Origin of the sequence: Mesorhizobium sp. L103C119B0 (assembly GCF_000502235.1) — a bacterium.
GTDB lineage: Bacteria > Pseudomonadota > Alphaproteobacteria > Rhizobiales > Rhizobiaceae > Mesorhizobium.
Map to the genome: position 1 here is coordinate 231,207 of NZ_AYXE01000014.1, position 23,864 is coordinate 255,070.

Here is a 23,864-nt window from a genome sequence, read left to right on the forward strand (position 1 = left end):
CGATCCTGCCAGCGGAAGGGTACTTCCTCCAGACGGCTTTCGTTGAAAACGCAGCCTATTGTCGAAAATGGTGCGTCAAAATATGCTGTTTTCGCAATATGGAAGTGAAAGTCACGCGATATGGGCGCTGCAAACGTGAATCATGAATCCGATCAGCTTGATGCCATCGACCGCAGCCTGCTTCGGTTGCTGCAGGAGGATGGGCGTCGCACCACGCTTGATCTCGCCGCCCGCGTCGGCCTGTCGCCGACCGGCACCAGCCAGCGCGTGAAGCGTCTTTTCCGTGACGGTTTCATCACTGCAGTGAGAGCCGTCCTCAATCCGCAAAAGATCGGCCGTGGCACGCTTGTCTTCATCGAAGTCAGGCTCGACCAGGCGGCGCCGCATGTTTTCGACCGTTTTGCCGAAGCGGTGGCGAAAGCTCCAGAAGTGCTGGAATGCCATATGGTCGTCGGCGGCTTCGACTATCTGGTGAAGGCGCGCATTTCGGAAATGGCTGCATACCAGGATTTTTTGAAGCGCGTGATCCTGCCGTTGCCGGGTGTCAGGGAAACGCACACCTATGCGTCGATATCGGACGTGAAGCCGGACGCGCTGCTGCCGGTGTGAGACGGGGGCCTGAGATCAGGCGGCCTGAGAAACCTCCGGCGCCAGCGTCACATTGGCATCGCCCCAGACTTTCAGGGCGGTGATCACCGGCTCCAGGCTTCGGCCGCGCGGCGTCAGGCTGTATTCCACCTTCGGCGGCACCTGCGCATAGACCTTGCGGGAGATGAGCCCGTCCGTCTCCATCTCGCGAAGCTGGTTGGTCAGCATGCGCTGTGTACAGTTTGGAATGCGCCGGCGGATCTCGTTGAAACGCATTGTGCCTTCCAACAGATGGTAGAGCACCACGCCTTTCCACTTTCCGTCGATATAGCGCAGCGTGCCCTCAACGGTGCAGCCGGGGCTGCAATCGAATCGCTCATGGCGAATGCGCGGCATGACGGTATCCTTTTCGACACTATGTGCTTTATATGCGCATTCTTGCGCTTTGCGAACATAAACCGCATCTCTGCCCTACACAACGCTCAACAGCAATTGCGGAGAAACCAGAATGCGCGCCGTCGGCTATCAAATCCCAGCCCCCATCACCGATGAGGCGTCCCTCGTCGATATCGACCTTCCCAAGCCGGAGCCGAAAGGCCGTCAATTGCTGGTCGAGGTGAAGGCGGTCTCGGTCAATCCGGTCGACACCAAGATTCGCAAAAGCGCTAAACCCGAAGCCGGAAGCTGGCGGGTGCTTGGTTGGGACGCTGCCGGCCGCGTCGTCTCCACGGGTTCGGACGCCAGCCTGTTCAAGGCCGGAGACGACGTCTTCCGGTGCGCTGGCACCGCAAGGCACCAATGCCGAGTTCCACCTTGTCGACGAGCGCCTTGTTGGCCGCAAGCCGAGCGCGCTCCACTATGCCGAGGCGGCGGCGCTGCCGCTGACGGCGATCACCGCCTCCGAGGCGCTGTTCGACCGCCTTGACGTGAAGAAGCCTGTCGCGGGCGCCACAAACGCCATCCTGATCATCGGCGGCGCCGGCGGCGTCGGCTCGATCGCGGTCCAGCTTGCGCGCCAGCTTACCGATATGACCGTGATTGCGACCGCATCGCGGCCCGAAACCCGCGACTGGGTGCTCGGCCTTGGCGCCCATCATGTCGTCGATCATTCCAGGCCGCTCGCCGCCCAGGTTGCAGCGCTCGGCATCGGCGCGCCGGCCTTTGTGTTCTCGACCACCAACACCGACAAACACCTGGCTGAGATCGTCGAACTGATCGCGCCGCAGGGCCGTTTCGGGTTGATCGACGATCCTCAGACACTCGATATCAATCCGTTCAAGCGCAAGAGCGTCTCGGTCCACTGGGAGCTGATGTTCACCCGCTCGCTGTATGAAACGCCTGATATGGCCGCGCAGGGCGAGCATCTCAACGAACTGGCGCGGCTTGTCGACGCCGGCATCATCCGCACCACGCTGGGCGAAACGTTGGGCACTATCAACGCCGCCAATCTGAAGCGCGCCCATGCGCTGATCGAGACCGGCAAGGCCAAGGGCAAGATCGTGCTGGAGGGGTTCTGAAAGGCGCGGCTATTTTTTCAGGAATTCCGCGATGTCGCTGAATACCCTAACGAACATCGCTTCCGTCAGCACACCGGTGTTGGTGTTATAGCGCGAGCAGTGGTAGCTGGAAAACAGCGTGACGCCGCCGGCCGGCAACTGACCGCCGTGCTTGAACGGATAGGCGGCGACACGCCCGCCCAGTGCCCGGACCGTCGACTGGTGCGCAATCGAACCGAGCGCCAGCACGGCGCGCAATTTTGGAAAGCGTGCAATCGTCGGCACCAGGAAGCTGCGGCAAGTGGCGATCTCGGCGCCGACCGGCTTGTTCTCCGGCGGCACGCAGCGCACCGCATTGGTGATCGCGGTGCCGACCAGCTGCAACCCGTCATCCGGCCGCGCCTTGAACTCGCCGCGGGCAAGACCGTGAGCGATCATCGTTGAGTAGAGCAGGTCGCCGGCATAGTCGCCGGTGAACGGTCGCCCGGTGCGGTTGGCGCCGCGCAGGCCGGGCGCCAGCCCGACGATCAGCAGCTCGACGGCGTCCTCGCCATCAGGCGGCAGGAAAGTCGGCACCGGCGCATTGAACCACGACGGCTCGCGCTGCCGCCAGTCTGCGATGAAATCATGCAGGCGCGGGCAGAGCGGGCAGTCGCGGTCGGGTTCGGGAGCGGCGTCCAAGGCCGCCGCCGTCAATAGTCTTCCTCTTCGACTTCGGCCGGCTCGGGCCTGCGCACCGGCCGTTCGGAGGGATCGCGGCCGACCTCGTTCTTCAGCGAGGTCAAATCGATGAAATGGTCGGCCTGGCGGCGCAGATCGTCCGAGATCATCGGTGGTTGCGAGGCCATGGTGGAGACGATCGAGACCTTGCGGCCGCGCCGCTGCAGCGCTTCGACCAGTGTGCGGAAGTCGCCGTCGCCGGAGAAGATGACATAGTGGTCGACAACATCGGCAAGTTCGAGCGCATCGACGGTCAGTTCGATGTCCATATTGCCCTTGATCTTGCGGCGGCCGGTCGAGTCGGTGAACTCCTTGGCCGGCTTGGTCACCACCTTGAAGCCATTATAGTCGAGCCAGTCGATCAGGGGACGGATCGAAGAGTATTCCTGATCCTCGACCAGAGCGGTGTAGTAATAGGCCCGCAGCAAATAGCCGCGCTTCTGGAAGCTGGACAGCAGTTTGCGGTAGTCTATGTCGAAGCCGAGTGCGCGCGAGGTGGCGTAGAGATTGGCGCCGTCTATGAAAAGAGCGATTTTTTCACGGGGGTCGAACATGGCAATATTCCTTTTTCGAAATAGGTGGCGGACTAATCGAAATGGGTCGTTTATATTATATCGCTCGGCTCGTAAATAAACCGGCTGACCTTTCGTCAACCGAGATAGCGCCAGTTTTACGGCAATCCAAGGGTGCCGGGGCGCACTGCAAGCAATTGTGATAGGAGCCGTGTCGTCGCCCGGTAGGCGGGCTTCGCCGGCAAGGCATTCAGCGGCGCCAGAAGCTGGCATTCGCCAGCCCATGGGGCCACAGAGCCATAATGCTTGTATTTTGGCGGCGTTCGGGTTATGGACCGCGCCTGTTTTCCATCAAATCCAGGCATGAAAGGGGCAATCAATGGCCCGCGTAACCGTTGAAGACTGCATCGACAAGGTCGACAACCGCTTCGAGCTCGTGCTGCTTGCCGGCCATCGCGCCCGCCAGATCAGCCAGGGCGCGCCGATCACCGTGCCGCGCGACAACGACAAGAACCCGGTCGTGGCGCTGCGCGAGATCGCCGACGAGACGCTGTCGCCCGACGACCTCAAGGAAGATCTGATCCACTCGCTGCAGAAGCATGTCGAGGTTGACGAGCCCGAGGCCGATGGCGAGGCGATCGCCGACCAGACCGGCAACGCAGTTGCAGCTACCGATGCCGACGACGCCGAAGAAAACGTCACCTTCGATCGCATGACCGAGGAAGACCTTTTGGCCGGCATCGAGGGCCTGGTTCCCCCGGAAAAGAGCGACGACTACTAATCGCTGCCCTGGACCTGCCGGGAATATGGTTCCGGCACTTCCGTCCCGTGAGTTTCGTGGCTATCTATGAGATGCGCCGTACATCAGTGCGGCGCATCAATCATTTCAGCACCGTGAGAACCCGCCCATGATGCGTCAGTATGAGCTTGTCGAGCGCGTTGCGCGCTACAAGCCTGACGTCAACGAGGCGTTGCTCAACAAGGCCTATGTCTACGCCATGCAGAAGCATGGCCACCAGAAGCGCGCTTCCGGCGATCCCTATTTCTCGCATCCGCTCGAAGTCGCCGCCATCCTCACCGAAATGCACATGGACGAGGCGACGATCGCCGTCGCCTTGCTGCATGACACGATCGAGGACACCACCGCGACGCGGGCCGAGATCGACGATCTGTTCGGCCCCGAAATGGGCAAGCTGGTCGAAGGCCTGACCAAGCTGAAGAAGCTCGATCTCGTCTCCAAGAAGGCCGAGCAGGCGGAAAACCTGCGCAAGCTGTTGCTGGCCATCTCGGAGGATGTCCGCGTTCTGCTGGTCAAGCTCGCCGACCGTCTGCACAACATGCGCACCCTCGACCACATGCCCGAGGCCAAGCGCCTGCGCATCGCCGAGGAGACGATGGACATCTATGCGCCGCTCGCCGGGCGCATGGGCATGCAAGGCATGCGCGAGGAACTGGAAGAGATCGCCTTCCGCTTCATCAATCCGGAAGCCTATCGCGCCGTCACCGCGCGGCTTGCCGAGATATTCGAGCGCAACAAGGGCGTGCTGACCGACATCGAAAAGGCGCTGTCGGCGCTGTTCGAAAAGCATGCCATCAACGCCGGCGTGAAGAGCCGGCAGAAGAAGCCTTGGTCGGTGTTCCGCAAAATGGAGGCCAAGGCGCTGTCCTTCGAGCAGCTCTCAGACATCTTCGGCTTCCGCGTCGTCGTCGACAGCGTCGAAGACTGTTACCGCGCGCTCGGCGCCATTCACACCACATGGTCGATGGTACCTGGCCGCTTCAAGGATTACATCTCGACGCCCAAGCAGAACGACTACCGTTCGATCCACACCACCATTGTCGGCCCATCGCGCCAGCGCGTCGAACTGCAGATCCGCACCCGCGAGATGAACAAGATCGCCGAATATGGCGTCGCCGCCCATTCGATCTACAAGGACACCGGCGGCAAGACGAACGGTGCCGCCCATGCGATCTCGAAGGAGACCAACGCCTATGCCTGGCTGCGGCGCACCATCGAGCAACTGGCAGAAGGCGACAACCCGGAAGACTTCCTCGAAAATACCAAGCTGGAGCTGTTCCAGGACCAGGTATTCTGCTTCACGCCGAAAGGCATGCTGATCGCGCTGCCGCGCGGCGCCACGCCCATCGACTTCGCCTATGCCGTGCACACCGATGTCGGCGATACCTGCGTCGGTGCCAAGGTCAACGGCCGCATCATGCCGCTGATGACGGAACTGAAGAACGGCGACGAGGTTGAGATCATCCGCTCCAAGGCGCAAGTGCCGCCAGCGGCCTGGGAGTCGGTGGTGGTCACCGGCAAGGCGCGTTCAGCCATCCGCCGCGCCACCAAGAACGCCATTCGCAAGCAATATTCAGGTCTTGGTGCCCGCATTCTCGAGCGCGCCTTCGAGCGCGCCGGCAAGACCTTCACCAAGGAAAGCCTGAAGCCGGTGCTGCACCGGCTGGCGCGCAAGGACATCGAAGATGTGCTGGCCTCGGTCGGGCGCGGCGAACTTGCCTCGACTGACGTCATGAAGGCGGTCTTCCCAGACTACAAGGACGAGCGCGTCACCGTCAGCGCCCCCAAGCAGCGCGAGGAGGGCTGGTCGAAGATCCGCAACGCCGCCGGCATGCTGTTCCAGATGCCCGGCACCCGAGCCGCGCGCAAGGACAAGGACCAGCCGCGCGATGGCGCGGTGCCGATCCGCGGCGTGCGCGGCGACCTGCCGGTGCGTTTCGCGCCGGAAGGGGCCGTGCCTGGCGACCGCATCGTCGGCATCGTCCAGCCGGGCACCGGCATCACCATCTATCCCATCCAGTCGCCGGCGCTGCAGGCCTTCGACGACCAGCCGGAGCGCTGGATCGACGTGCGCTGGGACATTGACGAGCAGACCAAGGAGCGCTTTCCGGCGCGCGTCTCGGTCACCGCCATCAACGCGCCGGGCTCGCTCGCCGACATCGCCCAGGTCGTTGCCTCCAACGACGCCAACATTCATACGCTGTCGATGGTGCGCACCGCGCCCGACTTCACCGAAATGCTGATCGATCTCGAAGTCTGGGATCTGAAGCACCTCAACCGGCTGCTGTCGCAGCTCAAGGATAATTCGAGCGTCAGCGATGCGCGGCGTGTGAATGGGTGAATAGTGAATAGTGAATAGTGAATAGTGAAAGAAGGCGTTCTCACTACCATTCACCATTCACCATTCACCATTCACCATGGACATGGGGCGAGTTATGAATACCGATGAAGTTCTGGGCATTTTCCGCGAGGCAGGCGCTGTTCTGGAGGGACATTTCATCCTGACGTCGGGTCTGCGCAGCCCGGTCTTCCTGCAGAAGGCGCGCGTCTTCATGCATGCCGACAAGACCGAGCGGCTTTGCAAGGCGCTGGCCGAAAAGATCCGCAAGGCGGTGCCGGGCAAGATCGACTACGTCGTCGGCCCGGCGATCGGCGGCCTGATCCCGGCCTATGAGACGTCGCGCCATCTCGGTGTGCCAGCAATCTGGGTGGAGCGCGAAGGCGGCGAGTTCAGGCTGCGCCGCTTCGAGATCGCGCCGGGATCGCGCGTCGTCATCGTCGAGGACATCGTCACCACTGGTCTCTCGATCCGCGAAACCATCGACTGCCTGCGCGCGATTGGCGCCGAGGTGGTGGCGGCGGCCTGCATCATCGACCGCTCGGCCGGCAAGACCAATGTCGGCGTGCCGCTGATCGCGCTTGCCGAATACGAGGTCCCGGCTTATCCCGCCGACCGCCTGCCGCCGGAACTTGCCGCCATTCCCGCCGTTAAGCCAGGAAGCCGCAACATCTAGGGGACATCACCATGATCGCCGGCATCGATCATTTCGTGCTGACGGTCCGCTCTGCGGAGGACAGCTGCGCCTTCTACCAGCGGGTGCTTGGCCTCAAGCGCCTCGACGAGCCGAACCGGCCGACGGCGTTGCTGTTCGGATCGCAGAAGATCAATCTGCATCAGGTGGGCCGCACCTTTGAGCCCAAGGCCAAGGTGCCGATGCCTGGGTCCGGCGATTTCTGCCTGGTCGCCGCAAGGCCGCTTGCCGAGATTTGCGCCCGTCTGGAAGCCAATGGCGTTGCCATCGAAGTCGGTCCGGTCGAGCGCACCGGCGCCCGCGGTAAGATGATCTCGGTCTATTTCCGCGATCCGGACAGCAATTTGGTCGAAGTCAGCGAATATCGGGAATAGTCTATCCGCCTCGGCGCCGTCTCGCGCGGGCCTTGCCGTCGTCGGGGAGCTTTCATCGATATTGTCCTCAGTTTCGCCCCAATGGCGCTCTTGTTACCCGCCTGCGGCAGACCATCGCGGCGGCGTTTCATTGTTCCGCCGCAAGGCAGTCGCTATATCAAAGTCGTTGTTGCCTTTCTGCGCCCTCGAAGCGCAAGATGGAGCGACCGCGCCCGGCCAGGGTGGTTGCAATTTGGGCGTGATGAACCGGGAACTGGAACAGAGTGCTTTTTCGACGCCGAAAGCCTGATGGCATTCTGGAGCGGGTGCGTACCTATCTGTGGCCGCGCCGCTCGTTTTCGCGCTCGTTGCAATATTTCTCCAAGCGCATCCTGCGGCTGAAGGCGACACCGCATGCAGTCGCGGCCGGCGTCGCGGCCGGCGTTTTCGCCTCCTTCTTTCCGCTCGGCTTCCATTTCGCCGTCGCCGCCGTGCTCTGCTGGGTGGTCGCCGGCAATCTGGTGGCCGCCGCCCTCGGCGCGGTATTCTTCGGCAATCCGCTGACTTTCCCGCTGCTGTGGGGAGCGTCCTGGGAAGTCGGCAAGCTGATCCTGCATGAGCGCCTGCCCAAGAACGGACCGCCTGCGCATCTTGGTGAGATGATGCACACGCTGTCGTTTGCAAAACTGTGGCATCCGGTGCTGGAGCCGATGCTGATCGGCGCTGTGCCGCTCGGCCTGATCTTCGGGCTGATCTTCTACGGCATCACCCGCTGGGGGATGACAGCCTTTCGCGAGCAGCGCAGGAAGCGCATGGCAGAGCGGGCGCATAAGGCCGGGCACCGCGGACGGGAAGTTCCGGCGGAATGATCATCGGCATCGGCAGCGACCTGATCGACATCAGACGCATCGAAAAGTCGCTGGAACGGCATGGTCAGCGCTTCATCCAGCGCATCTACACCGAGGTCGAACAGGTCCGCTCGGAAGGCCGCAAGGGCCGCGCCGCCTCCTATGCCAAGCGCTTCGCCGCCAAGGAGGCCTGCGCCAAGGCGCTTGGCACCGGCCTGGCGCAGGGCGTGTTCTGGCGCGACATGGGGGTCGCCAACCTGCCCAGCGGCGCGCCGACCATGGCGCTGACCGGGGGAGCGGCGGCACGGCTGGCCAAAATCCTGCCACAGGGGCACAGGGCGGCGATCCACCTCACAATCACCGATGATTTCCCGCTTGCTCAAGCCTTTGTGATCATCGAGGCGTTGCCCGCCGAACAAGCGCCACATTGATTGCATCAGACGACCGCTATCTAACGCCGACTTGACGTTGCCCAGCGCGCGCCGAGACTCTATACCATCCAACGCACAATCGAGGACGACATGAGCGTGGCTGAAAAATCCGAGAAGAAATCCGGCGGGCTTGGCGAAATCGTCAGCGTCATCATCCAGGCTTTGCTGCTGGCCATGGTCATCCGCACCTTGCTGTTCCAGCCCTTCTCGATTCCGTCCGGCTCTATGCGGCCGACCTTGCTCGAAGGCGACTATCTGTTCGTCACCAAATGGTCCTACGGCTTCTCGCGCTATTCGCTGCCATTCGGCCCCGACATCTTTTCCGGCCGCATCTGGGGTTCCGATCCGAAGCGCGGCGACGTGGTGGTCTTCAAGTTCCCGCCGGATCCGTCGCTCGACTACATTAAGCGCGTCGTCGGCCTGCCCGGCGACAAGATCCAGATGAAGGACGGCCAATTGTTCATCAACGGCCAGGGCGTGCCTCGTGTGAAAACCGGCCAGATCCAAAATCCTGATATCACGGAAGTGCCTGAGCCGGTCGACGTCTATCGCGAGACCCTGCCCAACGGCGTCAGCTACGACACGCTCGACCTGACACCGAATTCGATCACCGACAACACCCGCGAGTTCGTCGTGCCCCCCGGCAACTATTTCATGATGGGCGACAACCGCGACAACTCCTCCGACAGCCGCCTCAGCGTCGGCTACGTGCCGGCGGAGAACCTTGTCGGCCGCGCCAACATCGTCTTCTTCTCGATCGCCGGGAAGGCGAGCCCGCTCGAGATCTGGAAATGGCCGTCGCTGGTGCGCCTGTCGCGCCTGTTCCATTTCGTGAATTGATGGCTTTGAAGCGCCCGACGGGTGAAACTCTGGCCGATTTGGTGACAGCCAAAACCGGCCATTCCTTCCGGGATGTCCGTTTGCTCGAGACCGCGCTGACCCATTCCAGCGCGGTCAAGGCAAGCAGCAACAACCAGCGCCTCGAATTCCTTGGCGACCGCGTGCTCGGCCTGATCGTTGCCGACCTGCTTTTCGAAAAGTTTCCTGAAGCGCCGGAAGGTGAAATCGCCCCGCGCTTCAATGCCCTGGTCGATGCGCGGACATGCTCCGAGATCGGCATTGAAATGCAGCTCGAAGATCTGGTTCGGGCCGACGCTGCCTTGAAGGCGCGCTCGCGCGGCTCGGGCGGAAATTATCTGGCGGATGCGGTCGAAGCGCTGATCGCGGCGGTCTATATCGATGGCGGCCTCGATGCGGCAAGGCAATTCGTCCTGCGCTACTGGGAGCCGCGCTCGCAAAAGGTGGTGGCCAAGCCGCCCAATCCGAAATCCGACCTGCAGGAATGGATCGCCAAGACCAGCGATGTCAGGCCCGAATACGCGATCGAGAAACGCGAAGGACCTGAACATCAACCGGTTTTCACGGTGTCCGTGAAGGTCGGCGGTTTTGCGCCGGCAAGCGGCACGGGCGGCTCTCGTCGCGCAGCCGAAGAAGCGGCGGCATCGGCGTTTCTTATGCGCGAGGGCATCTGGGCCAACCAAGGGAGTGCGGCATGACCGGCAGCGAAGATCTCCCTCCGGCCGCGGAGGCCACGCATTCCGGTTTCGTTGCCCTGATCGGGGCGCCCAATGCCGGCAAGTCGACGCTGGTCAACCAGCTGGTCGGCGCCAAGGTGTCGATCGTCACCCACAAAGTGCAGACCACCCGCGCCATCGTGCGCGGCATCGCCACGCATGACAACGCGCAGATCGTCTTTGTCGACACGCCCGGCATCTTCAAGCCGAAGCGCCGGCTCGACACCGCCATGGTGACCACCGCCTGGGGTGGCGCCAAGGACGCCGATATCGTGTTGCTGCTGATCGATGCCGAGCGCGGCATCAGGGGTGACGCCGACGCCATCCTCGAGCGGCTGAAGGACGTCCGCCAACCGATGGTGCTGATCCTCAACAAGGTCGATCGGGTCAAGCACGAGGCACTGCTGGCCCTGGCCGCGGCAGCAAACGAAAAGGTGCCGTTCAAGCGCACCTTCATGGTCTCGGCGCTGACCGGCTCCGGCTGCAAGGATTTGCTCGACTATCTCGCGCAAGCGCTGCCGGTCGGCCCCTGGTACTATCCGGAAGACCAGATCTCCGACTTGCCGATGCGTCAGCTTGCGGCCGAGATCACTCGCGAAAAGCTGTATCTGCGGCTGCATCAGGAGTTGCCCTATTCCTCCCATATCGAGACCGAGAAATGGGAAGAGAAACCGGATGGCTCGGTACGCATCGACCAGACCATCTATGTCGAGCGCGACAGCCAGAAGAAGATCGTGCTCGGCCACAAGGGCGAGACGATCCGTGCCATCGGCCAGTCGGCGCGCATGGAAATAGCCGGCATTCTCGAGCAGAAAGTGCACCTGTTCTTGTTTGTCAAAGTGCGTGAAAACTGGGGCGACGACCCCGAGCGCTACCGCGACATGGGGCTTGAGTTTCCCCATTGAGCTTCATCGTCTAGAAGTGCCGCCCGGCAGTTTGAGACGATGACATGCCTGATCCAAAACCGACCATCGATACCGATCTCGTGCGCCGGCTGGTCAACGCGCAGTTTCCGCAATGGCGGCATCTGCCGGTGAGCCCGGTGACGTTTGGCGGTTGGGACAACCGAACCTTCCACCTCGGCAATGATATGACTCTGCGGCTGCCGAGTGCCGCACCATATGCCTTGCAGGTCGAAAAAGAGCACCGCTGGCTGCCCAGGCTGGCGCCGCTTCTGCCGCTGCCGATCCCGGTTCCACTGACGATGGGCGAGCCCGGGGAGGGCTACCCCTGGCATTGGTCCGTCTACCGCTGGATCGACGGCGAAACAGCCAAGACCGCCGAAATCGCCGATCGCCCACAGTTCGCGGTCGATCTGGCCAAGTTCCTCATTGCGCTCCGGCGGATCGATCCGGCGGGCGGGCCGCCCGCGGGCCAGCACAATTTCTTCCGCGGCGGATCGCCGAGCGTGTATGACAACCAGACAAGGGAAGCACTCCAGGCGCTGGAGGGGCAGATCGACACCCAGGCGGCCACCGCTGTCTGGGATGCGGCCCTTGCCGCCACCTGGCAAGGGTCGCCCGTCTGGTTTCACGGCGACGTCGCCTGGGGCAACCTTCTGGTCCAAAACGGCCGTTTGAGCGCCGTCATCGACTTCGGCACCTCCGGGATCGGCGATCCCTCTTGCGACCTGGCGATCGCCTGGACGTTCTTCCAGGGCGAGAGCCGGGAGGCGTTCCGTGCCGCCATCGACGTCGATGAAGCGACCTGGGCGCGCGGCCGCGGCTGGACGCTGTGGAAGGCGCTGATCACCGTTGCCGGACACGACGCCAACCAGGCCGAAGCCGAGCGATCGCGCCGCGTCATCGACGACGTCCTGGCCGATCACCGGAAATTCGCGTGATCGGAGCCTTTCGACGATGTGCGGAGATCCAATGTCAGCACAGATCGCACGCGGTGCGCCAAAATCTTGATTTCGCCATGCAACCGGTGACAAGCTCCTGCCATGGAATGGCGCGACGAGGGAATCATACTCGGCACCCGCAAGCATGGCGAAACCAGCGCCATTCTCGAGGTAATGACGCGTGCGCATGGCCGCCATCTCGGCCTGGTGCGCGGCGGGCGCTCGCGCAAGCAGCAGCCGGTGCTGCAGCCCGGCAACCGCGTCGACCTTTTGTGGCGGGCACGCCTCGACGAGCATCTCGGCACCTTCCAGGCCGAGGCGATCGAGATGAATGCCGCCCGGTTGATGGACAGCGCAGTCGCCGTCTACGGCCTGCAGACCATGGCCGCGCATCTCAGGCTCCTGCCGGAGCGCGACGCCCATGGCGGCCTGTATGAGACGCTTGCCGTGATGATCGCCCATCTGGACGATTCGGATGCCGCCGGGGAACTGGTGGCGCGCTTCGAACTGCTCATCCTCGACGAACTCGGCTTCGGCCTCGATCTCAGCCAGTGCGCGGCGACCGGCGCCAGGCAGGATCTGGCCTATGTCTCGCCGAAATCCGGCCGTGCGGTGTCGCGAGCCGCCGGTGCGCCGTGGCGCGACAAGATGCTGGCGCTGCCGGCCTTCCTGCAGCGCGGCTCCGGCTTGCGGGCGGACCACGCGGCACTCGAGGACGCCTTCCATCTGACCGGTTTCTTTTTCACCCGCCATGTCTACGAGCCGCGCGGCATTGAACAGCCCGATGCCCGTGCCGGCTTCCTCGCCGCCTTGCGCAAGCATCATTCGGGCGGCAATGCCGCCACTACGGCAGACGCTGCGCCAGAAAGGGGAGGGAGACTCGGTGGGTGCTGACCTCCGCAACCGTCCAGGTTCACAGCAAAAGCTGCATGCGGCAGCATTCCCTCCCCCTTGTGGGGAGGGTTAGGGTGGGGGTACTCGTAGGGCAAGAGCCTCAGCCGGCCTTGCGATGCTCCATGAAATCATCGAGGATGGCGCGCTGACCGCCGAGGATCTTGAGGCTGGCCTCCGCGAAGGAAAACCAGCCGGCCCTGTCGATTTCGGGAAATTCCCTCGTCACGCCTGACCTGGGCGGCCATTCCATCGTGAACATGTTGCTTTTAACGGCATCGGGATCGAAATCGGCTTCGACACTCCAGGCGATGACGATCTTGCCGCCGGCTTGCCGATAGCTGCCGACAGGCTCGAAATCACCCTCGATGCTGACTCCGAGTTCTTCCCCAGCCTCGCGCCGGGCGGCGGCCAACTCATCTTCATTGTCCTCGACGAGGCCCTTGGGGATCGACCAAGCGCCTTCATCCTTCCTTGCCCAGAATGGGCCGCCGGGATGGACGAGCAGAAATTCGAGAATGCCGGCCCTTGTCCGGTGGATCAGCAGCCCTGCACTTCGTTTCGGCATTCGATTTCCCCACAGTTCATCCGAGGATAGCATGGCTCCTGGGCAAGTGGCGGCGGCATGCCATTCCTGGCTATCTCAGATGATGGGTGAGGATAAAGACCGTAGGCCGCTGGAATTTGCCGACGAAACATGCTCGATAACTTCTTTTCGGCCACCATTGCGGTGGCGTGACTTGAATAGCCGTCTGGGGTGGCCGTGTGGCCGCCGCAATTGTCAGTGAAAACTGGCCTGGTTTGGGGGAACCGCCATGTTTGAAAGCCTGATTGGCGCCGTCGTCGTTATCGTGCTTTTTGTCCTCGTCTTGCGCCAGCAGGGCCGCGTCAGTCTGATCGAGCGCGAGCTCGGAGCGCTGCGCAGCCTGGTTCTGTCCGGAGTGCATGCGACACCGCCCGTTGCCAAACCGGCCGAGCAGGCTGCAAGCGCACCGGCGGATGCCGCTCACGCTAGCGCACCAGTTGCCGACATAGCTTCGCCAACAACAGCAGACGCGGCACATGCCCAGGCACCGGCCGCCGAAGCCGATGCGGCCACCAGCGAGGCCGTGCCAGAACTGTCGGCCGCGGCCAAGGCGGCATTCACCGGATCCGCGCCTGCCGCCACGTCGAAGGCAGCCCGCCAGTCAGAGGTCGAAACGGCGCTCGGCACCCGTTGGGCGGTCTGGGTCGGCGGCGTCGCGCTGGCCCTGGGCGGCCTGTTCCTGATCCGCTACACCATCGAGGCCGGCATTTTCGGCCCTGAAGTGCGGCTGTCCCTGGCGGCGCTGCTCGGCCTGGTGCTGATCGGCGGCGGCGAGTTCATCCGCCGCACCGGCTTCAAGGTGCCGGTGCAAGGGGCTGCAGGCGCCTATATTCCGGCGATCCTGACGGCTGCCGGCGCCTTCATCCTGTTCGGTACGGTCTATGCCGCGCATGCCATTTACGGTTTCGTCGGGCCGGCCTTCGCCTTCACCGTGCTCGGCGCCATCGGCGTGGCGACCATTGTCGCCGCCCTCGTCCACGGCCAGGCCCTGGCCGGCATCGGTCTCGTCGGCTCGATGGCGACGCCGGCGCTTGTGTCCTCGCAGGCGCCCAACCCATGGGCGCTGTTCGTCTACCTGGCGATCGTGCTTGCCGCTACAGCCGTGATCGCCCGCATTCGCGACTGGAAATTCCTGATTGCGGCGGCCTTCTTCGGCACCGGCGCCTGGACCATCGTCTACATGATGAGCACGCTAGTCGCCGACCTTGCCGTCATCCTGTTCATCGACGCGGTGACGCTGGCGGTGCTTGCCTTTGTCTGGCTGGGCACACGTGACAGCGAAGCGGAGACGGCGAAGACCGGCTTCGACTGGCCCTCGATCGTGCCAGGCGTTTTCGTTGCGTTTTCAGCGCTAGGCCTGTCCGTCGACACGACGCTGGTCGCCGCCGGTGGCGCCTTGCCGGGCGCCTTCGTCCTCGTCGCCCTTGTCGCCACCGCACTCTACCGGCCGCGCGCGCTGCCGCTGCTGCATGCCGCCGGCGTGGTGAGCGTGATGATCCATCTCGGCATCATTCCGCCCACCACCATCGGCTCCGACATAACCCAGGGGAATATCGGCTTTGACGGCATGCCGGTGGCGGCCGGAAATCCGTTGACGCTGCGCATCGGCATTGCCCTCGGCCTGGTTTTCATCGGCGCCGGCTTCTGGGCCGCACGCCGCTTCGCCGCCTCAGCACGGGTCCGCGCGGCATGCTGGGCGGCATGGGGCGTCGCTTCGCCGCTGCTTATTCTGCTGACGCTGTGGCTCGCCTACGGCAATCTCGACCGCGACCTTGTCTACGCAGCGATAGCTGCCCTTCTGGTCGTCGTCTTCGCCGCCGGCGGCGAATGGATTGCGCGCGCCGAACAGCCGCCGCTCAAGGGCGACGTCGCCGTCTCCTTCGCGCTTTGCGGCTCGGCTCTGGCCGGGCTCCTGATGCTGCACATGGCCTTCGGTTCCGGCTGGACCACGTTGCTTGCCGGCGTTGCCGCCATCGTGCCGGCGCTGGCGACGCGTTGGCGTTCTTATCCGGTGCTGGGCTGGATTTCGGTCGGCGCGGTCGTCGCCGTGCTCGGCCGCGTCGCCTTCGATCCGACCATCGTCGGCGCCGAGTTCCTGACGACGACGCGGGTGTTCAACTGGCTGCTGCCGGGATACGGCGTACCGGCGCTAGCCTTCGGCTTTGCCGCCTGGCAACTCGCGCGTACCACCCCCGCACTACCAACAGCTGGTAATGGCCGGCCGCGCCTTGCGATGGAGGCGGGTGCAGCCCTGTTTGCGCTGCTCACCGTCGCCATGCTGGTGCGCCACGCCATGCATGGCGGCGTCATCGACACCGGCCCGGTGACGCTCGCCGAACAGGCGATCTATACGCTGATCGCCATCGGCGCCGGCGCGATACTGGTGGCCATCGACATGCGCTCGCCAAGCTCTGTGCTGCGCTATGGCTCGATGGCTGCCGGCGTGCTCTCGGTCGCCTTCATCGTCCTCCAGCATTTCCTGGTGCTCAATCCGCTGTTCACCGACGAATCGACCGGCCAGATCCCGGTGTTCAACCTCTTGTTCCTGGCTTATCTCCTGCCGGCCATCGCTGCCGGCGGGCTGGCGCTCTATGCCAGGGACAAGCGGCCGCCATGGTATGCGCAGATGCTGGCGGTGGTGGCGGCATTGCTTGTCTTCGCCTACGCCACACTGTCGGTCAGGCGCGTGTTCAAGGGCGAGTTCATCGGCCTGTGGAGCGGCCTCGGCCAGCTCGAGACCTACACCTATTCGGCGCTCTGGCTGATCATCGGCGTCGTGCTGCTGACCGCCGGCGTCTGGCTGAAGTCGCAGGTGCTGCGCATTGCCTCGGCGGCGCTGATCGCGATTGCCGTGGTAAAAGTCTTCCTGTTCGACATGTCGGAACTGGAAGGCGTGCTCAGGGCGCTGTCGTTCATCGGTCTTGGCGCCGTGCTGATCGGCATCGGCCTGTTCTACCAGCGGCTGCTGACGCGGGCGGCGAGGGAGGCCAACGCTGCAACTTGAAGTGATATACGAGGTAGAATAAATGAATATCCAACGGAGGATATTCAATGCCGCTCTATATCCGCGACGACGAAGTGGATGCGCTGGCCAGCAGATTGCAACGCGAGACGAACGCTCCGAGCAAAACGGAGGCGGTGCGGGTCGCGCTCGTGCACGAACTTGAGCGCAATCGAGCGAAGGTGCCGCTGCGCGATCGGATCGCCAGTCTTCAGGACAGGGCCAGGAAGCTTGGCCTGCCCAATCCCGACTTCGATATGAAGAAGTTCACCGACGAGCTGTGGGAAGACTGATGTTTGTCGACGCGTCGGTGATCGTCGCCATTCTCAACCAGGAACCTGGGTGGGAGGAATTGCTGAAGCAGCTATCCGGTTTTTCCGGGCAGGTCTGGGTTTCTCCGTTGGTTCACTTCGAAGCAACACAGGCATTGGCAAGGGCCGGCGCCGGCCCGCGCAGACCCAGCGCTGAAGCCCTTCTCCATGCCCGCGATCTGATCGATGAGTTCATTGTTGAGATCATGGGAGAGAGTCTGGCCATTGACGACAACATCGGCTCTCGGGCCATTGACGCGAGCGCCCGTTACGGCAAAGCCGTTGGCCACAAGGCGGATCTGATTCTCGGGGACTGTTTTGCTTACGCCTGCGCGAAAAGCCGCGATCTTCCACTGCTGTACAAAGGCCATGATTTCGCACTGACCGATTTAGGATAATTCGGCCCTTTTGTTGATTGCGGGGAATAATTTAGCCGATCAACTCGTTATCTCACTGCTTGGGTGACCGGGGCGGCAGACCGCTTCGCGCTGGCCGCTTGCGCCGCGCCGGGAAGGCGCGTTCAATCGGGTTAAACAAGGGCGACCTCAGAACCAGCGGTCATGGACGAAAAGAAGGCAGCAATCCTTGGCGAAATACCGCGCCTGCGCCGCTACGCACGCTCGCTTCTGCGCGACCGCGAATCCGCTGACGATCTCGTCCAGGATTGCCTCGAACGAGCGCTCTTGCGGCTTGAAAGCTGGCAGACGGGAGAAAGCCCCCGGAGGTGGCTGTTTACGATCATGCATCATTTGTTCATCGATCAGATGCGCAAGGTGAACCGGCGCGGTGAGGCGACGATCCTACCGCTTGACGCAAACGAGGCGCAGGCAGTCCCCGCCGAGCAGGCGGAGAACGCCGCGTCGCGCGAGATCATCGACGCATTGCAGGCGATCAGCCCCGACCGCCGCGCCGCCCTCGTCATGGTCGCCATCGAAGGGTTTTCCTATGCCGAAGCCGCCAACATTCTCGGCGTGCCCGCCGGCACGCTGATGTCGCGCATAGCGCGCGGACGCGAGGAGCTGCGCAGCCTGCTCGATGACACGGCGCGCCGCCGCTCGATAAGGATCGTCGAGAAATGACCCGCCGCGATTTTTCCGAACGTGATATCCACATGGCTCTCGACGGCGAGCTGCCGGGCGACGAGCGCGCCGCCTACGACGCCTGGATCGACGCCAATCCCGAAATGAAGGCCAAAAGCGCCCGCTACACCGCCGACCGCACCGCGTTGCGCGCCGCCTTTGCCGGTGTGCTCGACGAGCCCGTGCCGGTGCTGTTCAAGCAGATCGTTAGCGGTGAAGGCGCGACCAAGGCGGCGGCGCGGCAGTCGCGCTGGTGGCTTGCGGCCGCGGCGGCCGCAGTGCTCGTCATCGGCGGTCTTGGCGGCTATTTTGCCGGCATCGACGGCATCGGCAGGGAAGATGGCGCCGATGACCAACTGGCCGAAGAGGCTATCGCCGCCCATGTCATCTATGCCGCCGAACAGCGCCATGCGGTGGAAGTGCCGGCAAGCGACAAGGATCACCTGCAGACCTGGCTGTCCAACCGCGTCGGCCTGAAACTGGTGGCGCCGGATCTGGTTGCGGATGGCTTCCAGCTGGTTGGCGGCCGGCTGCTGCCCGCCGGCCAGGGCAAGGCAGCGATGCTGCTTTACGAGGACGCCAAGGGTCAGCGCATCTCCTTGTTCGTTACCGCTGATTCCTCAGCCAAGTCCAAGGGCACCTACATGGCCGAGGCCGACGGCCCCGAGGCGGTCTACTGGCTGGACAAGGGCTATGCCTGCGCCGTCGTCGGCTCCCTGCCGCGAGAGCAACTGGCCGCGGTCGCCAAGCGCGCCTACGGTCAGCTTCTGGCCGGTATCGCCAGTTGAGCACATTCCGTTTTGGCGTCATGCGCCGAGGCGGCGCCGCACCTGGCGGTGCCGCCGTCACCGCCCGCCACTCGCGGTGGAACTGTCACAATTCGGCCCTATTCAAGGTGCGATAGCGCTTGGCTGATATCGGCGTTTCGGCTGATGTTTGCGACGTTTTTGACTGCGGTCTTTTCCTCCACCCAATCGAGGTTTTCCAAACCCGCATGCCTGCCGAGATTCGCAAGGCCCGCGCGTCCGACGTCGATGACCTCGCCGCCATCGAGAAGGCGGTCTTTTCCAGTGACCGCATTTCCCGGCGCTCCTTCCGCTTGTTGATCGAACGCGAGACAGCCGAGATGCTGGTCGCCGAAAGCGATGGTCGTGTCGCCGGCTACGCCATCGTGCTGTTTCGCAAGGGCAGCGGCGTCGCCCGGCTCTATTCGCTTGCCACCAGCCCGTTTTTCAGCGGCCGCGGCATTGGCCGCATGCTGCTTGCAGCGGCCGAAGAAGCTGCCTTCGAGCACGACCGCATGATGTTGCGTCTCGAAGTGCGCGAGGACAATCTTCGCGCCATTGGCATCTATGAGCAGAGCGGCTACCGCAAGATCGGTCGCGAGCCTCTCTATTACGAGGATGGCGCCACCGCGCTGCGCTACGAAAAGACCTTGCGCGGCGATATTCCGGTCGCCACCAAAGTCCCGTTCTACCAGCAGACCTGCGAGTTCACCTGCGGTCCATGCTGCCTGATGATGGCGATGGCCAATTTCGATTCCGGCTTCGTGCCCGATCCGGTCATGGAAATCCGCCTATGGCGCGAGGCAACGACCGTGTTCATGATGTCCGGCCCAGGCGGCTGCGAGCCCTTCGGCCTTGCGGTTTCCGGCTACGAAAGCGGGCTTGCGGCGGAAATCTTCGTGTCCTTCTATGGCGCGCTGTTCTTGCAATCAGTGCGCAGCGACGACAAGCGCCGGGTGATGGAACTTGCCCAGGTGGACTTTCGCCGCCGCGCGGAACTTTACGGCATCCCGGTGAATTACCGTCCATTCACCATCGACGATATCCGCGGCGCCCTGGCTCAGGGAAAACTGGTGCTGGTGCTGATCAGCGGCTTCCTGATGTTCGGCAAGAAGGTGCCGCATTGGGTGCTGGCTATCGGCGACGATGGCGACCACATCCTGATCCACGATCCCTGGGTCGAGGACGAAAGACAGGAGACCATCCTCGATGCCGCCAACATTCCCGTGCCGCACGGCATCTTCATGAACATGGCGCAATTTGGCCGCGACGGACTGCGTGCTGCCATCACTCTTGGGAAACGCTGATAACAATGACCTGGGTCATCCTCACCGGCCGTCAGAACGATCTCGACCCGGCGGCGACGCCGCACAAGATCATCACCAACCGTGACTATCTTGCGCATCCGGCGCTGTTTCGCGGCCAGCAGCCGAAGGTCATCAACCTATCGAACAATTACGCCTACCAGAGCCGCGGCTATTATGCCTCTCTGCTCGCCGGTTCGCGCGGCCACAAGGTCATCCCGACGGTCGAGACGATGATCGACCTGTCCGAGCGCAAGCTCTACGAGCACGCGCTGCCGGAACTGGAGCTGGCGCTCAACAAATGCCGCAAGGATCTCGGAGGCGTTTTCCCGCAAAAAATCTGCATCTTCTTCGGCATCGGACCGTCGAAGGTCTGGGACCGCTTCGCCAAGCTGTTGTTCGACTGGTTCCGCGCTCCGGCGCTTGAGGTTCACATCAAGGACAGCGCCGAATGGGCCTCGATCCGCAAGATCGGCTTCCTGCCGCTGGCCAGGATGGCCGAGGAGGAAGAAGCCCNCTCTTCGTGCAGGCGCTCGAGACATACACCAACCGCGAGTGGCGCGACACCAAGGGCCGCACGCCGGCACGCTACACCTTCGCCACGCTGGTCGATCCGCATGAAGAACTGCCGCCGTCGGAGATTTCCTCGCTGCGTTACTGGGCCAAGATCGCCGAAAAGATGGGCGTCGAAATCGAGCCGATCACCAGGAAGGACCTGGCCAAGCTCGCCAATTACGACGCGCTGTTCATCCGCGAGACCACCTCGATCTCAAACCACACCTACCGCTTCGCGCGCCGCGCCCAGCAGGAAGGCATGCCGGTGATCGACGACCCGCTGTCGATGATCCGCTGCACCAACAAGGTCTATCTCAACGAACTGATGGCCTACAACAAGGTGCCGGTGCCGCCGACGGTGATGATAGCCGGCACCTCGGACCTCGAACTGGCGGCGCAGACGCTGGGCTTTCCGCTGGTGCTGAAGATCCCGGATTCATCGTTCTCGCGCGGCGTCAAGAAATGCGGCAACTTCGAAGAACTGAAGACGCTCGCCACCGAGTGGCTGGAGGATTCCGATCTTCTGATCGCGCAGAAATTCATCCCGACCGAATATGACTGGCGCGTCGGCGTGCTCGGCGGGCAGCCGCTGTTTGCCGTGCATTATTTGATGGCGAAAAAACACTGGCAGATCGTCAACCACAAGGCCAGCGGCAAGCCCGACCAGGGCGGCATCAAGACCTTCACGCTGAAAGAGACGCCGCCGCATGTCGTCGACACCGCGGTGAAGGCGGCGCGCTGCATCGGCGACGGGCTTTACGGCGTCGATCTCAAGGAAACCAAGGATGGCGTCTTCGTCATCGAGGTCAACGACAACCCGAACCTCGACCATGGCTGGGAGGATTCCGGCGAAAAGGACGAAGTCTGGGTGCGGCTGACGCAATGGTTCCTGGAGCGGCTGGACCGTCCCGGGCGTTAGTTTGCCGCCCCGGGCGGTAATTCAACCGAGGGGGAAAAATGCAGTTCATCGTCATCGAGGATTTCGCCGGCTGCGACCGCAAGGAGATCTACCGCCGTTTCGGCGAGCGCGGCAGATTGAAGCCGGACGCGCTTGTCGTGTACCACTCCTGGATCGCGGCTGATATGAGCCGCTGCTTCCTTTTGGTCGAGGCCGATGACGTCACGCTGCTGCAGCGCTGGGTCATCGAATGGTCTGACCTGGTGGAGTTCGAGATCATTCCCGTGGCGACGAACAAGGACATGACAGCGGCGCTGGCTGCGCATCTCTGACGCTGCTGACCATCATAGGAGCACCGGCGAACCCACCGACCGCCGGCATTCCTCAATCAGCCAATTGCGAAACGCCGCCACCAGGTCGCGCCTTGCACTGCGTTCCGGGATCGTCAGGCAATATGGCTGACGCAGCGCGATCGATAGGGCATTAGCCCGGACCAAACGGCCCTCTTCCAGCGCCCCGGCGCAATAAATGCCTTGCGCCAGCGCCACGCCCAGCCCCGAAATGGCAAGGTCGAGCGCTGCCCGCGACGAGTTCGCCGACAGGCCGCGCTGCACTGTGCGGCCGGGCTCTATGCCCGCCGCCTCGAACCATGTGCGCCAAGACGGAAACGACGCGCCGGTCGGTCCCCAGTCGGTGTGAATCAGTGGCAGGCCGGCGAGGCTGTCGGTTTTGGCGGTGAGTTCTGGCGCGCAGACGGGGTAGACGGCGTCCCTGACGATCTCCTCGCTCGGGTGTTCACGATAGTGCGGGCCGAAGGACAGCCGGATGTCAATCAGTTCGCGGTCGAACGGCACCGGATCGTCATCGCCGCGCAGGGATATGTCGACGGCGCCGTGGCTGGCGACAAAGCCGGCGAGGCGTTCGGAAAGCCAGCCCATCGCCATGGACGGCGGCACCGATACGACAAGCCGCGGGCGGAAGGCATCGCTGCCACGCGCGATGCTGCCGATCTCCCGAAAAGCCAGGGTCAGCCGGGGCAGCATCTCGACGCCGGCTTCCGTCAGCACCACGCGGCGGTTGACGCGATGGAACAGTTTTCGACCCATCTGCTCCTCGACGGTGCGAATGAGCTGGCTGACCGCAGCCGCCGAGATCGAGAGCTCATCCGCCGCTGCGGCGAAACTCCCCGAGCGCGCCGCCGCCTCGAAGGCTTGAAGTCCTCTCAGGGAAGGAAGCGCGGTCATTGGGTGATCCGATAGGTAAGGTCAGCTTATCTGTGTCGCAGAAATCCTCGTCTTTCGAAAGCTTTCTTATTCGAGTAGCTTGGCGCCATGACCGTATCGGCCCAGTTTGAACCCAGAGACCATCTCGACGTCATCGCGTTCCTGACCAATGAGCAGCGCAGCCGCCTGACCGGCAAGTCGGACGGGCCGGGTCTGGTCCAACTCGCCTTCCATCTCGGCGCGATTGTGGCTATCGGCGGGCTGATTGCGGCCAAGGTGTCGTACTGGCCGCTGTTGATGTTGCCGCAAGGCATTCTTATCGTCTTCCTGTTCACGCTGCTGCATGAGACGGTGCACAGGACGGCGTTCGAGACGCAGTGGCTCAACGATGCCGCCGCAAGGGTCTGCAGCCTGGCGATCGCGCTGCCCGCCGACTGGTTTCGCTATTTCCACTTCGCCCATCACCGTTTCACCCAGGATCCAGAGACCGATCCGGAACTCGCCTTCCCGAAACCGGAGACGATGCGGCAATACATCGTCCACGTCTCGGGCCTGCCGGTGTGGTGGGGGCATTTGCAGACACTCTACACCAACGCGATTGGCGGCTGCCACGACAGCTACGTGCCGCCGAAAGGCCTGCCCAAGGTGCGCACTGAAGCCCGCGCCATGATCGCTTTCTATGTCGTGGTCGCCGCGCTAGCCCTGTGGTTCGAGGCAAGTGTACTGCTCTATGTCTGGATCGTGCCGGCGCTGCTCGGCCAGCCCTTCCTCAGGCTCTATCTGCTGGCCGAGCATGGCCGCTGCCCGCTTGTCGCCAACATGCTGGAAAACACCCGCACCACGCTGACCAACTGGCTGGTGCGCAAAGTCGCCTGGAACATGCCGTATCACGCCGAGCACCACGCCTATCCCGGCGTGCCCTTCCATCAGCTGCCGGCCTTCCACCAGCTGATCGAGCGCCATCTCAAAGTCGTCGAACCCGGCTATGTCAGCTTCCACGAGAAATACGTCGAGACCTTGCGCTGAGGCGCTCGG

General features: G+C 63.1%; 25 protein-coding genes and 2 pseudogenes. 22 read left to right on the forward strand and 5 right to left on the reverse strand.

Annotation, left to right across the window (positions count from 1 at the left end):
- The first annotated feature begins 120 nt into the window (after positions 1-120).
- A complete protein-coding gene (locus tag X728_RS144330) occupies positions 121-609 on the forward strand; it encodes an Lrp/AsnC ligand binding domain-containing protein (protein ID WP_031195759.1) in 489 nt (162 codons plus the stop codon).
- 15 nt (positions 610-624) lie between these two features.
- Here X728_RS144330 and X728_RS144325 read toward each other — a convergent pair whose 3' ends face one another.
- Positions 625-984, reverse strand: coding sequence for a winged helix-turn-helix transcriptional regulator (locus X728_RS144325; protein ID WP_023832474.1), 360 nt, complete (start codon positions 982-984; stop codon positions 625-627).
- A 112-nt stretch (positions 985-1,096) separates the two neighbouring features.
- Between X728_RS144325 and X728_RS01000000167090 the strand changes: the two are divergent.
- Positions 1,097-2,105, forward strand: a pseudogene (locus X728_RS01000000167090) (zinc-binding alcohol dehydrogenase family protein).
- 9 nt (positions 2,106-2,114) lie between these two features.
- On the opposite strand, the gene X728_RS144320 reads toward X728_RS01000000167090, so the two are convergent.
- Both X728_RS144320 and X728_RS144315 read right to left on the reverse strand, forming a co-directional pair.
- Complete coding sequence (locus tag X728_RS144320) at positions 2,115-2,780, reverse strand: uracil-DNA glycosylase (RefSeq protein ID WP_023832475.1); 666 nt, start codon at positions 2,778-2,780, stop codon at positions 2,115-2,117.
- Positions 2,777-3,358 (reverse strand): NYN domain-containing protein, encoded by a 582-nt coding sequence (locus X728_RS144315; protein WP_023670234.1) that lies wholly within the window; start codon positions 3,356-3,358, stop codon positions 2,777-2,779. Before X728_RS144315 ends, X728_RS144320 begins: the two co-directional genes overlap by 4 nt.
- 337 nt (positions 3,359-3,695) lie before the next feature.
- Here X728_RS144315 and rpoZ point away from each other — a divergent pair, with 337 nt between their 5' ends.
- The 11 genes from rpoZ (at position 3,696) to recO (ending at position 13,090) form a co-directional block, all read left to right on the forward strand.
- Positions 3,696-4,097, forward strand: a complete 402-nt coding sequence (rpoZ, locus tag X728_RS144310) for a DNA-directed RNA polymerase subunit omega (RefSeq protein WP_023670235.1) — start codon at positions 3,696-3,698, stop codon at positions 4,095-4,097.
- Between the two features lie 127 nt (positions 4,098-4,224).
- Positions 4,225-6,456 (forward strand): bifunctional (p)ppGpp synthetase/guanosine-3',5'-bis(diphosphate) 3'-pyrophosphohydrolase, encoded by a 2,232-nt coding sequence (locus X728_RS144305; RefSeq protein ID WP_023670236.1) that lies wholly within the window; start codon positions 4,225-4,227, stop codon positions 6,454-6,456.
- A 94-nt stretch (positions 6,457-6,550) separates the two neighbouring features.
- On the forward strand, positions 6,551-7,129 hold the full coding sequence (gene pyrE, locus X728_RS144300) for an orotate phosphoribosyltransferase (protein ID WP_023687283.1): 579 nt from the start codon (positions 6,551-6,553) through the stop codon (positions 7,127-7,129).
- Between the two features lie 11 nt (positions 7,130-7,140).
- Complete coding sequence (locus X728_RS144295; RefSeq protein WP_023832476.1) at positions 7,141-7,521, forward strand: VOC family protein; 381 nt, start codon at positions 7,141-7,143, stop codon at positions 7,519-7,521.
- 263 nt (positions 7,522-7,784) lie between these two features.
- Complete coding sequence (locus X728_RS144290) at positions 7,785-8,369, forward strand: DUF2062 domain-containing protein (RefSeq protein WP_023670239.1); 585 nt, start codon at positions 7,785-7,787, stop codon at positions 8,367-8,369.
- A complete protein-coding gene (gene acpS, locus X728_RS144285) occupies positions 8,366-8,779 on the forward strand; it encodes a holo-ACP synthase (RefSeq protein WP_023670240.1) in 414 nt (137 codons plus the stop codon). The genes X728_RS144290 and acpS overlap by 4 nt, the downstream gene beginning before the upstream one ends.
- A gap of 90 nt (positions 8,780-8,869) precedes the next feature.
- Complete coding sequence (gene lepB / locus X728_RS144280; protein ID WP_023670241.1) at positions 8,870-9,619, forward strand: signal peptidase I; 750 nt, start codon at positions 8,870-8,872, stop codon at positions 9,617-9,619.
- On the forward strand, positions 9,619-10,335 hold the full coding sequence (gene rnc, locus X728_RS144275; protein ID WP_023692856.1) for a ribonuclease III: 717 nt from the start codon (positions 9,619-9,621) through the stop codon (positions 10,333-10,335). Before lepB ends, rnc begins: the two co-directional genes overlap by 1 nt.
- The gene (gene era / locus X728_RS144270) at positions 10,332-11,258 is read left to right on the forward strand and encodes a GTPase Era (protein ID WP_023832477.1); all 927 of its coding nucleotides are present in this window, start codon (positions 10,332-10,334) and stop codon (positions 11,256-11,258) included. The genes rnc and era overlap by 4 nt, the downstream gene beginning before the upstream one ends.
- Before the next feature lie 44 nt (positions 11,259-11,302).
- Positions 11,303-12,196, forward strand: coding sequence for an aminoglycoside phosphotransferase family protein (locus X728_RS144265; protein ID WP_023832478.1), 894 nt, complete (start codon positions 11,303-11,305; stop codon positions 12,194-12,196).
- A 102-nt stretch (positions 12,197-12,298) separates the two neighbouring features.
- The gene (gene recO, locus X728_RS144260; RefSeq protein WP_023692858.1) at positions 12,299-13,090 is read left to right on the forward strand and encodes a DNA repair protein RecO; all 792 of its coding nucleotides are present in this window, start codon (positions 12,299-12,301) and stop codon (positions 13,088-13,090) included.
- A 100-nt stretch (positions 13,091-13,190) separates the two neighbouring features.
- Here the strand turns inward: recO and X728_RS144255 are convergent, their stop codons facing one another.
- On the reverse strand, positions 13,191-13,655 hold the full coding sequence (locus X728_RS144255) for an NUDIX domain-containing protein (RefSeq protein WP_023687287.1): 465 nt from the start codon (positions 13,653-13,655) through the stop codon (positions 13,191-13,193).
- A gap of 247 nt (positions 13,656-13,902) precedes the next feature.
- Here X728_RS144255 and X728_RS144250 point away from each other — a divergent pair, with 247 nt between their 5' ends.
- The 8 genes and pseudogenes from X728_RS144250 to X728_RS144220 all read left to right on the forward strand — a co-directional run bounded on the left by X728_RS144250 (position 13,903) and on the right by X728_RS144220 (position 21,938).
- Positions 13,903-16,677 (forward strand): DUF2339 domain-containing protein, encoded by a 2,775-nt coding sequence (locus tag X728_RS144250; protein ID WP_023832479.1) that lies wholly within the window; start codon positions 13,903-13,905, stop codon positions 16,675-16,677.
- Between the two features lie 47 nt (positions 16,678-16,724).
- The gene (locus X728_RS144245; protein WP_023687289.1) at positions 16,725-16,967 is read left to right on the forward strand and encodes a type II toxin-antitoxin system VapB family antitoxin; all 243 of its coding nucleotides are present in this window, start codon (positions 16,725-16,727) and stop codon (positions 16,965-16,967) included.
- Complete coding sequence (locus X728_RS144240) at positions 16,967-17,383, forward strand: type II toxin-antitoxin system VapC family toxin (protein WP_023832480.1); 417 nt, start codon at positions 16,967-16,969, stop codon at positions 17,381-17,383. Before X728_RS144245 ends, X728_RS144240 begins: the two co-directional genes overlap by 1 nt.
- Positions 17,384-17,545: 162 nt before the next feature.
- Positions 17,546-18,064: an RNA polymerase sigma factor gene (locus X728_RS144235; RefSeq protein ID WP_023702686.1), complete on the forward strand. Its 519-nt coding sequence runs from the start codon at positions 17,546-17,548 to the stop codon at positions 18,062-18,064.
- The gene (locus X728_RS144230) at positions 18,061-18,852 is read left to right on the forward strand and encodes an anti-sigma factor (RefSeq protein ID WP_023702687.1); all 792 of its coding nucleotides are present in this window, start codon (positions 18,061-18,063) and stop codon (positions 18,850-18,852) included. Before X728_RS144235 ends, X728_RS144230 begins: the two co-directional genes overlap by 4 nt.
- A 206-nt stretch (positions 18,853-19,058) precedes the next feature.
- Positions 19,059-20,156 carry a peptidase C39 family protein gene (locus X728_RS144225; RefSeq protein ID WP_023832481.1) on the forward strand — a complete coding sequence of 366 codons (1,098 nt, stop codon included), beginning with the start codon at positions 19,059-19,061 and terminating at the stop codon, positions 20,154-20,156.
- 5 nt (positions 20,157-20,161) lie between these two features.
- Positions 20,162-21,627 (forward strand): annotated as a pseudogene (locus X728_RS01000000167095) (RimK family protein).
- A gap of 38 nt (positions 21,628-21,665) precedes the next feature.
- Positions 21,666-21,938 carry a DUF3303 family protein gene (locus tag X728_RS144220; protein WP_023687293.1) on the forward strand — a complete coding sequence of 91 codons (273 nt, stop codon included), beginning with the start codon at positions 21,666-21,668 and terminating at the stop codon, positions 21,936-21,938.
- 12 nt (positions 21,939-21,950) lie between these two features.
- Here X728_RS144220 and X728_RS144215 read toward each other — a convergent pair whose 3' ends face one another.
- A complete protein-coding gene (locus X728_RS144215; RefSeq protein WP_023753089.1) occupies positions 21,951-22,850 on the reverse strand; it encodes a LysR substrate-binding domain-containing protein in 900 nt (299 codons plus the stop codon).
- 87 nt (positions 22,851-22,937) lie between these two features.
- Here X728_RS144215 and X728_RS144210 point away from each other — a divergent pair, with 87 nt between their 5' ends.
- A complete protein-coding gene (locus X728_RS144210) occupies positions 22,938-23,855 on the forward strand; it encodes a fatty acid desaturase family protein (RefSeq protein WP_031195761.1) in 918 nt (305 codons plus the stop codon).
- Positions 23,856-23,864: the final 9 nt, after the last annotated feature.